Origin of the sequence: Gulosibacter sediminis, from assembly GCF_030011715.1 — a bacterium.
In the GTDB taxonomy this organism is placed as follows: Bacteria; Actinomycetota; Actinomycetes; order Actinomycetales; family Microbacteriaceae; genus Gulosibacter; species Gulosibacter sediminis.
Genome location: NZ_JASCYH010000002.1, coordinates 147,655 through 159,377 on the forward strand (window position 1 = coordinate 147,655; position 11,723 = coordinate 159,377).

An 11,723-nucleotide genomic window follows, 5' to 3' on the forward strand; every position below is an offset into this window, starting at 1 on the left:
CCTAGGGCACATCCGCATGCACACTGATGCAGGCCGCGTGGAGGCCGGGCTCGCCCCGGCCTCCACGTCGTGGCACGTAGAACTCGACCAGGTCTCGGTGACCTACCCGAACGGCACCCGCGCGCTGCGCGACGTGTCGCTGCGCGTGGAACCGGGCGAAATGGTGTCGATCGTCGGTCTCTCGGGCTCGGGCAAGTCGACGCTGATCCGCACGATCAACGGGCTCGTCGAGGCGAGCTCGGGCACCGTCACCGTCGGCCCGCACACCGTGACGGGCCTGCGTGGCCGCGCCCTGCGCGAGGTGCGCGGCCACGTCGGCATGATCTTCCAGGGCTTCAACCTCGCCGAACGCACCGATGTGTTCCACAACGTGCTCGTCGGCCGCTTCGCGCACTCACCCGCCTGGCGCACGCTGCTCGGCCTCCCCTCGGCCGAGGACCGCGAGCTCGCGCTGCGCGCGCTCGACTCGGTCGGGATGCTCGAGAAGGTCTGGGCGCGCGGCGGCGCGCTCTCGGGCGGGCAGAAGCAGCGCGTCGCGATCGCGCGCGCCCTGACGCAGGAGCCGAGCGTCATGCTCGCCGACGAGCCGGTCGCGAGCCTCGACCCGCCCACGGCCCACGCCGTCATGGGCGACCTGCGCCGCATCAACCGCGAGCGCGGCCTCACGGTGCTCGTGAACATCCACCTCATGGACCTCGCCCGCCAGTACACGACGAGGATGATCGGGCTGCGCGCCGGCGAGATCGTCTACGACGGGCCCGCTGGCGCCGCGACTGACGCCGACTTCGAGCAGATCTACGGACGCCCGATTCAGGCGCGCGACGTGATGGGCCGGGCGGAATGAGCGTCGACACCTCGCTGCGGACCGACAAGGGCGGCGCGGGCGAGCTGCGACTGCCGCCGCGCCCCCGCAACCGAGTGCGCACCGCGCTCATCCTGCTCGCTATCGCCGCGATGACGATTGCCACGTGCATCCCCGCCATCGGCGGCGTCGAGCTCGACCTCGGCGCCATCGTGCGCAACTGGCGCAACGGCGCCGACAAGCTCGTGCAGCTGCTGCAGCCGAACTTCGAGTTCCTGCCTCGCACCATTCAGCCGATGCTCGAGACGCTGCAGATGGCGATCGTCGGCGCGTTCGTCGCGGCGATCGTGTCGGTGCCGCTCACGCTCTGGGCCGCGAAGCCGACGAACCCGAACTCGTTCGGCCGCGGCGTCGTGCGCACCATCATCAACGTCGTGCGCTCGGTGCCCGACCTCGTCTACGCAACCGTGCTCGTCGCGATGGTCGGCGTCGGCGCGCTGCCCGGCCTGCTCACGCTGTTCCTGTTTGACCTCGGCATCGTCGTGAAGCTCGTGTCGGAGGCGATCGATTCGGCCGACCACGGCTACATGGAGGCCGGCCGCGCCGCCGGCGGCAGCCAGTTGCAGATCAACCGCGTCACGGCGCTGCCCCAGACCTGGCCGCTGTTCGCAAACCAGTGGCTCTACACGCTCGAGCTCAACGTGCGCATCTCGGCGATCCTCGGCATCGTCGGCGCCGGCGGCATCGGTCGCCTGCTCGACGAGCGTCGCGGCTTCTACGCGTACGAGGACGTCTCGGTGATCATCCTCGAAATTCTTGTTGTCGTCGTGCTCATCGAGCTCTGCTCGAACGCGCTGCGAAGGAGGCTCACATGACCGCGCTCGCGCTTCCCCAGCGCCCGCCGCGCCGCTGGTCGACGGTGTTCGCCGTCGTCGCGGGCCTCATCATCCTCGCCTCGGCCGCGGGCCTCCAGATTCAGTGGAGCGATCTGCCCGAGATTCCCGCGAGCGTGGCGAATTACCTGCAGCTCATGTTCTCCTCGCCGAACTGGGAGAAGCTGCCGCGCGCCCTCACCGAGATGTGGCGGTCGATCTCGATGGCGTGGCTGGGCGCGATCCTCTGCGTCGTCGTGTCGGTGCCGCTCGGCATGCTCGCCGCGCGCGGCGTCGGCCCCGCATGGCTGCGCACCCTGCTGCGGGCGATCTTCGCGGTGATCCGCGCCGTGCCCGAGGTGATCATCGCGATCATCCTGCTCACGGTCACCGGTCTCACGCCGTTCACCGGCGCGCTCGCCCTCGGCATCGCGGGTATTGGCACGCAGGGCAAATGGGTGTACGAGACGATCGAGTCGGCGCAGGAGGGCGCATCCGAGGCAGTGCGCGCCGCCGGTGGCTCGACCGCCGAGGTGACCCGCTGGGCACTCTGGCCCGCCGTCGCCCCCGCGCTCATGTCGTTCGCGCTCTACCGCTTCGAGATCAACATCCGCACCTCGGCCGTGCTCGGCCTCGTCGGCGCGGGCGGCATCGGCAGTATGCTCTCGAACTACACGAACTATCGGCAGTGGGACACGGTTGGCATGCTGCTCATTGTCGTGATTGTCGCGACGATGATCGTCGACGCGATCTCGGGAGCGATTCGTCGCCGGATCATGGAGGGAGCGCGGTCACGTGAGCTGGCAAGGGTCGTCTGACGCACCGCCGTCGGCGCGCATCGGTTCGCTGTCGCCCTCGCTGCAGCCCGGCGAACGTCGCGTCGCCGAGGCGATCGTCGCCGACCGCAGCGGCACGGTCGAGCGCACGGCGCAAGAACTCGCGGATGCGGTGGGCGTCGGCCGCACGACGGTCATTCGCGCCGCCCAGTCGCTCGGCTACGAGGGCTACCCGCAGCTGCGCGTTGCCCTCGCGCAGGAGCTCGCGCTCGAGACCTCGGCCCGTGACACGGCAGGTGAGGATGCGGGCGACGGCACGATGGTCGGCTCAGTACGCGCAGGCGTGCAGCGCTTCGGCGCGCGCCTCAGCCACACGGTGTCGGCGCTCACCGAGGAATCGGTCGGCGCGTTCGTGCACGGGCTCGATGAGGCCGAGCGCGTGCTCGTTATCGCGAACGGACTCTCGTCGTCGCTCGGGTTGGACCTCGTGCTGCGGCTCAACTCGGCGGGGCGCCCTGCCGAAATGCTCATGGATTCGATGTCGCAACAGATCTCCGCACGCCTGCTCGGTGCGGGTTCGGTTTGCGTCGTGCTGTCTGGTTCGGGCGCGAATCGCTCGACGCTCGAGGCGATGCGGGCCGCGAAGGCAAGCGGGGCGCGGGTGCTCGCGATCACTTCGTTCGCCCGCTCGGTGCTCGCCGACGAGGCCGATGTCGTGCTCGTCGTGCCACCGATCAACGAGTCGTTTCAGGACGAGCTGATTCACACCTCGCGGGCCGCGCTCATGCTGCTCACCGAGCAGCTCGTTGACCAGCTCATCGCGCATCGCGGCGATCGAGGCCGCGATGCGCAGGCCGCCGCCGTGTCGATGCTCGGCGGCGGCCTGCACGAGTAGACACAACCACCCGGTTACCTAGTGCAGGATCGGAATCTGCCAGGGGTACTTGTACTGGTAGCCACCCGAGGTGCGTACGGCACCCCAGATGCCGAGCACGAAGGTGAGCAGGTTGCCGAGCACGATGAGCAGGATCCCGACCGGCAGCAGGATCACGGTGAAGCAGAGGATCCACCCGAGCACCGACATCACCCACGCCGAAATCTGAAAGTTGAACGCGCCAGCGGCGGCCACACGCACGAACTGCGAGTTGTTGCGCGAGAACAGCCACACGACGAGTGGGCCGACGATCGCGAGCCAGCCGGCCGAGACGATCGCCGCGATCGGCGCCGAGAGGTGTGCGAGCACCGCCGCGCCACGGGCCTGGGTCGAAACATTTTCGGGTTGCTGCGTCATTCCGCCATTCTCGCAGCTTCGGCGGCGCGCACGCTGAGTTGCATTAGCGCAGCACGACGGTCGTGACGCGAGTGATCATCAGCGCGAGTGCGACGGTCAAAAGCACGATCGCAACCACCTGCCAGAGCAGCACCCACCCGCGCTTCGCCCCCATACCGACGAGCATCGCGACGGTGAAGTGAGTCGGAATCGCGAGCGGGCCGAGCAGGTTCTCGCCGGGGTTCATGCAGACGGGCAGAAACCATGACAGCGGCACAGCGTCAAGCCCCGTCTCGCTCGGCCTTTCTCGCTCGAGGTGCTCGGCGGCGAGCAGGGCGGCCCGCGCGGTTCGGCGTGCCACTACCGGGTCGCCTCGTCGGCGTCTTCGGTTTCTTCGGTGTCTTCGGCAAACTGCAGGGTGCTCGAGGCCACGGTGGCTCGCTTAACCGGCGACACGGTAGCGCCCGCAGAGAAACGAGCGGTTACGCGCGAGCTCGATGAGCTCGAGGTTGAGGGCGCGCGGCAGCACCGGTGCGCCGGCGCCGAGCATCACGGGCGCGTATTGCAGCCACACTTCATCGAGCAGGCCCTGGTCGGCGAACTGCCCGGCGAGGTCTCCCCCGCCGACGATCCAGAGATCTTTGCCGTTGGCTGCCGCGGTCATCTCGGCGTACACGTCACGGATGTTCGCCTGCGTGATGCGCACATCCGCACCCTCGGTCGTCTCGAGCGCGCGGTGCGTGAACACCCACGTCGGTTGCTCGTACGACCAGACGCTGTCGTGCTTGCGCAGCCACTCGTAGGTCGACGCGCCCATCGCGAGCGCGCCGATGCCCTCGATGAATGCCGGGTACGCCATCGGGCCTTCTTCGTCGAAGTCCTGTTTGAGCAGCCAATCGAGCGAGTGTTCTGGCGTCGCGATGAATCCGTCGAGGCTGGTCGCGGTGTAGAAATGCGTCGTCATGTGTGCATTCTCGCGCGCCGCCCTGGCAGCCCGCACCCGTGCGCCAGAAACGCTCCGTCGCGGTGGGCGGAAGCTTCGTCGAGCATCCGCCCTCCGCGACAGGGATGAGTTGGGTCGGGCTGTTGCGGCGCGGCGCGAGCTAGTGCGCGACGCTGGCGACGGCCGTCGCGACGGCGGGGGCGACGCTCGGGTCGAGCGGGCTCGGCACGATGTACTCGGCGCTCACCTCGTCACCGACGAGCTCGGCGATCGCCGCGGCGGCCGCGAGCTTCATCTCAGGCGTGATGCGCTTCGCGCCCGAAGCGAGTGCGCCGAGGAAGATGCCGGGGAACGCGAACACGTTGTTGATCTGGTTCGGGAAGTCACTGCGGCTGGTGGCGATCACCGTGGCGAAGGTCCCGGCCTCCGCGGGTGTGATCTCGGGATCAGGGTTCGACGGTGCGAACACGATCGCACCGTCGGCCATCGTCTGGGCGATCTCGGTCTCGATCGTGCCGACGAGTGGCCGATGAGCACGTCGGCGCCCTCCAGCGCATCCGCGATGCCGCCCATTAGATGGCGCGGGTTCGTGCGGTTCGCGAGGTCGGCCTTGTGCGGCGGGTGGCTCGCGCGGCCGGTCTCAATGATGCCCTGCGAGTCGAGCACGACGATGTCGCGCACGCCACGGGTGAGCAGAATCTCGGTGACGGCGACGCCGGCCGAGCCGGCGCCTGAGATGACGATCTTGAGGTCCTCGAGCGGCTTGCCGGCGACCTTCGCGGCGTTCGTCAGCGCGGCGAGCACGACCACGGCGGTGCCGTGCTGGTCGTCGTGCATCACCGGCATGTCGAGCGCCTCGATGAGGCGGCGCTCGATCTCGAAGCAGCGAGGTGCCGAGATGTCCTCGAGGTTGACCGCGCCGAAGCTCGGCGAGATGCGCACGACAGTCTCGACGATCTCGTCGGGGTCGGTGGCGTTGAGCACGATCGGAATCGAGTGAAGCTCAGCGAATCTCTTGAACAGGGCGCTCTTGCCCTCCATCACCGGCAGGGACGCACTCGCGCCGATGTTGCCGAGGCCGAGCACGGCGCTGCCGTCTGAGATGACCGCGACGAGGCGCGACGACCACGTTTGAGTCTGCGCGACCGAAATGACCGAGTGCGCGCTTGCCCACGAAGACCGACATCCTTGTGGGACGGTACGGATGCGCGGGGCCAGCGAGGTGTGGACGATGCAGAGGTCATCTGCCACTTCGATTCAACACGCAGATTCAGCAGAAACCGCGACCCGTGCGCCATCGATGCGAGAAATGTCTCGGTTTTTCCGGTTCGTGAAGGATGCTCGATAGGTGGCAGTTGATGTCGTTGGCGCTCAATAGACTCACCTCAAACGAAGAAAGGACTTGTCATGGCGCAGGTGTGGCTCATCCGGAACGACGTGTTCGACGAAGAACTCGTGCGGGACGGATTTATCTCAATTGGTTGGGACGAGATAGGTGACCTGGCGCAGACCGCGCTCGATACCGCTTCACTTGTGGGCGAGTTGCAGAGGACCCATGGCGAGAGTTCTCGAGGAAGTTTGTTGGCCTGGGCAGGAACCCTGCGCCGGTTCTACGAAGACATTCAGGTCGGCGACGTCGTGGTCGCGCCGTACGACCAGAGCCGACGACTGCGAGTCGGGAAAATTGCGGGACCGTACTATTTCGACGCGGAAGCACCGAGCCACCGACATCGGCGCCCCGTCCAGTGGTCGGTGACCGATATGCTGCGCGATGCCTTGCCCGTCGAGACGCGGAATGGGCTCAAGAGCATCCAGACGCTGTCGAAGGTACTTCGTTCGCCCGACCTCTACGAATCCATCGCTAACGATGCGACCCGGGCCGAGCCGTTTCGGTCGGTTCAACTAACCGAGAACTCAATGATCCCCAGACGGCAGAATGTTTGGCTCGTTAGCGCATTCGAAGGGAAAAATGACCGCGCTGAAACCTTCGTCAAAGATGGTTACTGGGCGCTGCCTGACGGTCTTCCCGCCCAGGCCGAGTCGATGAGAGTGGGTGATCGCATAGCGATCAAGGCAGCGTACGTTCGTCGACATGACTTACCCTTTGAAGCAAAGGGCCGTTCGGTGTCAACATTGCGGATCAAAGCCCGCGGCGAGATTGTCGCGACGCAAGACGACCGCGTTCGTGTCGCATGGGATCCCGAATTTGAAACGCGCGATTGGTATTTCTACACCTTCCGTGGTTTCGTTTGGCGACTCGATCTCGACAACTCTCACGCACAACAACTCGAGCGATTCATTTTCGAAGATGTGCCTCAAGACTTCGAGGCATTTCTTTCGGACGAACGTTGGGCGTATGACGACGCCACCGCCGCTATCTCATCACCGGCAACAGCATCGTCAGCAACTTTTCGGGTTTCACGGCCTTCCGCGGACCCTGTGTATGACATGGCAGAAAGGTGGCGACTGGCGCTTGTTAATGGGCGATCGCTGTTCACCAACGAGGCGCTCCCATATGAACACGCCGTCGCGGATCTCGTTACATATTTCATCAATAAGCCGGATGAAGGTGACGGTTCGTTCCTCGAGAAGCTCCGAGTCCAGCTCGCCGCAGCTTCAGACGAGGCGGTCTTACTGGCGGCCGAACTCTTCTACATCTATTGTCTTCCACTCTTGCCATCTTCGATGCGATCTGAAACCAAACAGGCACAGATTGCCGAGATTCTAGGTTGGCGGCCCTCCCTGTCGCCCCTCCCCGACGAATTCATTGCACCGCTGAGTTCAGGAATCCTCTCTGGCGGCACTGGGTACCACACGTACCGCTGGCGAATCATGCAGTTCTTGATCACCTTTGTGGGTGAACTCACGTCCCTCCCCACAGCCGATCGGGATCGAGTTACCACGAACTGGAGTGATCTGAACGCCACAATCGATCGCTCGCGTGTGCAGGCCGCCGGGTCGATGGAGCGGCTCGTGCAACATCTATGGTTCCCGGGACGAGCGATGAACGGCGCAGCCATCGACGACCGAAGGCGAATCAGCAACGCATACTCGGAGGTCCTCGAATCTAACGACGTCAATGGCCTCGTGAATGTCCTTGAGCCGAACTTGAAGTACGGCGATCGACGGCAAGTGAATCTGTACGCGGCTCCCCTTGTATTCGAATGGCGCCGGCCGAACGATGCCCAAATGACATGGGCTGCGTGGGCGTCGCTGGTGCGCGAGGGTCTCGAGCCGAAAGACCACCGCCAAGAGTCAAAGCCTGTCACACTGGAGTCGCTGCCACGGGCCGTGGGAGCTCTCTACGAGTTGCAAACGGACGCCGCCAACTCATTGATTCAGTGGATAAACGACAATGCCGTGAACGCAACCGCAGTGTTGGAACAGAGCCGTCTTGGCGAGCCATCACGTGCGATTGACGACCTCCACATCGAATCAGGCTTTGGTGGTGATGTTGCTGAGTTCGTTGAGGCTGCTTCGACACTGCTGCAAGCAATCAATTACGCTCGACCCGTTTTTTTCGCGCAAACCAGGGAGAAATCTCCGAGCAATTGTCCAATATTGACACGTCGGTGCCATTCGGACCTGGCGAGGCCTACCAAATTCTCCTCGAAGGCACCGCCACGCTGCAGCGCCTGCTCCTTGAGCGCGAGGGTATCGACTTAAGCCCGACGGATGCCGCAGACCTTGCGCAACTCACGCTCGACCTTAATCCTGCTGATACGGATTGGCCTGCCGAACTCGCAGCGGCGTTTGTCGATTGGCGATCAGGGCGCGCTGTCACATCGCCCGACGAAATAGTGGTTTACCAGCCAATTACTAGAGAGCTCAAGACCGGCGAACAGGTGGTTACACCACCCAAGCAGACAATTCCCGAAACGGTATCGGACTTGGCCGATTCGCTTGGGTTCACGACTCGTGAGAGCCGAGAGTGGCTGACCCTGACTCGCGACTTGCTACTCGATAAGCGACAGATCATCCTCCAGGGGCCTCCCGGCACTGGCAAGACGTTCGTCGCTCAAGCACTATCGCGGTTCCTCACCCGCGATCGTTCTCGGGTGACGTTGGTGCAGTTTCATCCGGCCACGGCCTATGAGGACTTCGTACAGGGACTTCGGCCGAAACCGGACACCTCGGGGCACTTCGAGTTGCGCAACGGCCCGCTCATGGAGGTCGCCGAACGCGCCCGCCGCGACCCCGATCATCTTTATGTACTTGTCATCGATGAAATCAACCGAGCCAACCTCCCTGCCGTCTTCGGTGAGCTCTACTTCCTACTCGAGTACCGCAACGAGGAAGTCACCCTCAATTACGGAGATAGGTTCACGCTGCCGAAGAACCTTTTGCTTATCGGCACAATGAACACCGCGGACCGATCAATTGCCGCGATTGACGCGGCGCTGCGCCGACGATTCATGATCCGAGACTTGCGACCTGGCGAACCGCCGATGCTCGATGTACTCGACGAATGGGTCAAAGATCGAGCACCCGAACTCGAGTGGCTCGGACGCCTCCTCGACGAAGCAAACAAGATCATTGGTGACCGCGACCAGGCTGTTGGACCGAGCCACTTCCTCATGCCCACCGACCACCTGAGTGAGCAGAACGCGCAACGAGCGTGGAATTTCACGGTCATGCCGACGCTGCGTGAACTATTCTACGGCCAGCCAGATCGAGTCGCACGTTTGGAGTTCGACGCGTTGAAGGCTGCAGTTGGGATCGACAGCACTGATGCTGAAACTGACTGAACATCGCCGGAGCACGGCCCTCGCACTCACACTGAATCAACAGCAAAAGCTCCGTGCATGGTTTGACGCAGAAATCGCGCCCGCGCCCGGAGGCCTGGTCACGGTGGTGCCAGGCGCTCGAGTCGGCGGCGCCATCATTGATGGCCTCGCCGTGTCAGTGGTGCCGAAGATTCCGATCGATCGGTTGCTGCACTTGCTCAGCGAGGTCGCGGATCCGTACGGCTGGCTCGAGCCTGACGAGGCTGTCGCCGCCGCTGCCACCGTTGAAGACGCCGTTGCTGCGCTCTTTGTACGCGCATGTCAGCAGACCTTTCGCCGAGGCCTTCTGCGGTCATATCGCCGTACCCGCCAGGACCTCGCATATGTAAGAGGCAAGATACTCATCCCCCAGACGGTGCGTCGAGTCGCGCCCGTTCCCGTCGCTGTCGAGTCAGACGTATTTGACGAGGACAACCTGGAAAACAGCATCCTGCGATCGGCCCTGCAGCTCGTACGAACGTCTCCCATAGTGTCCGACCGCACGCGCGTTGGAGCACATCGTCAGTGGCGCGAAATTCGTCACGTTGCGCAGCTTCGCGATCCACTCGAGGCATCAGCGCGGGTTGTCTGGACTCGGCAGAACATGGCGTACGAACAGGCCATTCGACTGGCACGGATCATCCTCGCGTCTGGCTCAATCTCGCCGGACGATGGGGCCCTCGGGATACCCGGCTTCGTGCTCAACATGCCACAGGTGATCGAACAGTGGGTGCGCACACGATTGCGCCGAGCCTGGTCGCTCGACAACGTTGCAATGCGCGATTCCTGGAAGCGACAGCTCTGGCTCGATGAGGGCCGACGCGTCGAGTTGCAGCCGGACCTTGGCGTGTACCGCGGTGGTGGTTGGCTGTTCATTGGCGACGTGAAGTACAAGATTCTCGCCTCGTCGGGCGCTCGTCGTGACGACGTCTATCAGCTGAATGCGTACTTAACGGCGACCGGCGTAAACGACGGAGCACTGGTCTACGCGGGCAATGCCGGTCGCGACGAAACACTCATCATCGGCGACCGCCGCATCCACGTCGTGTCGGTGGATTTGTCTGCGCCGGAGGCTGGTATACAACTCACGACTAAGCTGTCGCACCTACGCCCGTGACGGAAGGATGCTCGGCACCTTCGCGTCGACGGGCAAATGGATAAGCCTGAGCACCGCCGCAACCACGAGCACGAGCACGGCGTTGAACAGCGCCGTCCCGAGCCCGATCGTCGTGACGTCGAGGAACGGATGCGAGCACCAGCGCGTGAACGGTCCTTGGATGAAAAGGGAAACGAATCACACGATCGGCGGGATGAACGCCGCGGCGAGCGTGCGCCGGCCGAACCGCGGGCGCGGCCCAAAGACGAGCCACCCCGCCACCATCGCCACGGCACGATGTAGTGAAAGCCGACGTTCGCGGCCTGCGCCCAGCCCGTCAGCTGGATGACCGGCGCGAGCGCGACGGCGTAGGCGATGCCCGTGTTGGTGATGGCGAGCAGCGCCTTGAGCCGGAGCGCATCCCACCAGCGCCACTGCCGCAGAGGGTCTGCGACGAGCAGCAAACATACGATCGCCACGACGAAGTTGCTGTCGACGATGGAGTAGCTGAACAACGGCACGAGGCGAACCGAAATGCTCACTCCAGTGCCAGTGTCACCAGAGTTCGCGTCGGCGCCGTCGGTGAAGATCAGCACGATCGGGATCACCACGCTCGCAAGCGCGACGCCTTCGATCGAGCCATGCCACCAGCGGGATACGGTGAGCCAGCGCCTGCTCTCGTCACGAGCCATTCGGCCAGTACGCGGCTGGGGCACCGCATGGCGTCTGTCTCCTCGAACTAGTCGCGCAGGTACATGATGCCGGTCTGTGAGTTCCAGAGGCGATCCTCCTCGGGGTAGTCGCGGCCCAGGAAGCTCGGGTTCGGCAGATCAAGTTCGACGCCAGCAGGGCAGAACGAGCCGAACGGGGCGTCGCCCTGCGAGATCACGAGACAACCGAAGTCATCCATGTTCATGAACTCAAGATTCACCGACACCTGACCGTTGTCGAACGTCGCCGCCGGCCACTCGACAGTAATGCAGCCCGAATCGACCGGGCTGTCGGGTGCCGCACACCAGCGTCCGGTGTAGTACTCGTGCGCGGCCACGGCCCCGACGGCAAAAATGCGCGCCAAATTGTTCTTCGTCATAGCTCTGCGCCCCCTGCTGCGTAGACGATCTGCGAGCAACGCTACGGCCAGGTCGGAGCCCAGAAAAGGCACAAGCGATAACGATCGATTCACCTGGCGAGAAACTGT

General features: G+C 64.2%; 11 protein-coding genes and 1 pseudogene. 7 read left to right on the forward strand and 5 right to left on the reverse strand.

Translation table 11 applies throughout. The features are described from left to right. The first annotated feature begins 16 nt into the window (after positions 1-16). Genes phnC through QM019_RS01885 form a run of 4 tightly spaced genes read left to right on the forward strand, consistent with a single transcriptional unit; the run spans position 17 to position 3,345 of the window. Positions 17-844 carry a phosphonate ABC transporter ATP-binding protein gene (phnC, locus tag QM019_RS01870; protein WP_282851642.1) on the forward strand — a complete coding sequence of 276 codons (828 nt, stop codon included), beginning with the start codon at positions 17-19 and terminating at the stop codon, positions 842-844. Continuing rightward, positions 841-1,677, forward strand: a complete 837-nt coding sequence (phnE, locus tag QM019_RS01875) for a phosphonate ABC transporter, permease protein PhnE (protein WP_282851644.1) — start codon at positions 841-843, stop codon at positions 1,675-1,677. The genes phnC and phnE (QM019_RS01875) overlap by 4 nt, the downstream gene beginning before the upstream one ends. Continuing rightward, positions 1,674-2,492, forward strand: coding sequence for a phosphonate ABC transporter, permease protein PhnE (gene phnE / locus QM019_RS01880; RefSeq protein ID WP_282851645.1), 819 nt, complete (start codon positions 1,674-1,676; stop codon positions 2,490-2,492). Before phnE (QM019_RS01875) ends, phnE (QM019_RS01880) begins: the two co-directional genes overlap by 4 nt. Beyond that, a complete protein-coding gene (locus QM019_RS01885; RefSeq protein ID WP_282851647.1) occupies positions 2,470-3,345 on the forward strand; it encodes a MurR/RpiR family transcriptional regulator in 876 nt (291 codons plus the stop codon). The genes phnE (QM019_RS01880) and QM019_RS01885 overlap by 23 nt, the downstream gene beginning before the upstream one ends. An 18-nt stretch (positions 3,346-3,363) precedes the next feature. On the opposite strand, the gene QM019_RS01890 is transcribed toward QM019_RS01885, so the two are convergent. The 4 genes and pseudogenes from QM019_RS01890 to QM019_RS01905 form a co-directional block, all read right to left on the reverse strand. After that, the gene (locus QM019_RS01890) at positions 3,364-3,741 is read right to left on the reverse strand and encodes a DUF4870 domain-containing protein (protein ID WP_193128197.1); all 378 of its coding nucleotides are present in this window, start codon (positions 3,739-3,741) and stop codon (positions 3,364-3,366) included. Positions 3,742-3,784: 43 nt separating this feature from the next. Then, a complete protein-coding gene (locus tag QM019_RS01895; protein WP_282851648.1) occupies positions 3,785-4,081 on the reverse strand; it encodes a hypothetical protein in 297 nt (98 codons plus the stop codon). 81 nt (positions 4,082-4,162) lie between these two features. Then, complete coding sequence (locus tag QM019_RS01900; RefSeq protein ID WP_282851649.1) at positions 4,163-4,684, reverse strand: dihydrofolate reductase family protein; 522 nt, start codon at positions 4,682-4,684, stop codon at positions 4,163-4,165. A 139-nt stretch (positions 4,685-4,823) separates the two neighbouring features. Continuing rightward, positions 4,824-5,824: pseudogene (locus QM019_RS01905) on the reverse strand (NAD(P)-dependent malic enzyme); the annotation flags it as partial. A gap of 246 nt (positions 5,825-6,070) precedes the next feature. On the opposite strand from QM019_RS01905, the gene QM019_RS01910 reads away from it, so the two are divergent. The 3 genes from QM019_RS01910 to QM019_RS01920 all read left to right on the forward strand — a co-directional run bounded on the left by QM019_RS01910 (position 6,071) and on the right by QM019_RS01920 (position 10,546). Further along, positions 6,071-8,329 (forward strand): restriction endonuclease, encoded by a 2,259-nt coding sequence (locus QM019_RS01910; protein WP_282851650.1) that lies wholly within the window; start codon positions 6,071-6,073, stop codon positions 8,327-8,329. Beyond that, on the forward strand, positions 8,215-9,411 hold the full coding sequence (locus QM019_RS01915) for an McrB family protein (protein ID WP_282851651.1): 1,197 nt from the start codon (positions 8,215-8,217) through the stop codon (positions 9,409-9,411). Before QM019_RS01910 ends, QM019_RS01915 begins: the two co-directional genes overlap by 115 nt. A 106-nt stretch (positions 9,412-9,517) precedes the next feature. Then, on the forward strand, positions 9,518-10,546 hold the full coding sequence (locus QM019_RS01920) for an McrC family protein (protein ID WP_282851652.1): 1,029 nt from the start codon (positions 9,518-9,520) through the stop codon (positions 10,544-10,546). A 718-nt stretch (positions 10,547-11,264) separates the two neighbouring features. On the opposite strand, the gene QM019_RS01925 is transcribed toward QM019_RS01920, so the two are convergent. Further along, the gene (locus QM019_RS01925; protein ID WP_282851653.1) at positions 11,265-11,615 is read right to left on the reverse strand and encodes a hypothetical protein; all 351 of its coding nucleotides are present in this window, start codon (positions 11,613-11,615) and stop codon (positions 11,265-11,267) included. Positions 11,616-11,723 lie beyond the last annotated feature (108 nt).

Bases quoted from the DNA above. Each gene is read 5' to 3' on its own strand.
- QM019_RS01890 (WP_193128197.1), bottom strand. From the start codon at position 3,741: ATGACGCAGCAACCCGAAAATGTTTCGACCCAGGCCCGTGGCGCGGCG.
- QM019_RS01910 (WP_282851650.1), top strand. From the start codon at position 6,071: ATGGCGCAGGTGTGGCTCATCCGGAACGACGTGTTCGACGAAGAACTC.
- phnC (WP_282851642.1), top strand. From the start codon at position 17: ATGCACACTGATGCAGGCCGCGTGGAGGCCGGGCTCGCCCCGGCCTCC.
- phnE (WP_282851644.1), top strand. From the start codon at position 841: ATGAGCGTCGACACCTCGCTGCGGACCGACAAGGGCGGCGCGGGCGAG.
- phnE (WP_282851645.1), top strand. From the start codon at position 1,674: ATGACCGCGCTCGCGCTTCCCCAGCGCCCGCCGCGCCGCTGGTCGACG.
- QM019_RS01900 (WP_282851649.1), bottom strand. From the start codon at position 4,684: ATGACGACGCATTTCTACACCGCGACCAGCCTCGACGGATTCATCGCG.
- QM019_RS01925 (WP_282851653.1), bottom strand. From the start codon at position 11,615: ATGACGAAGAACAATTTGGCGCGCATTTTTGCCGTCGGGGCCGTGGCC.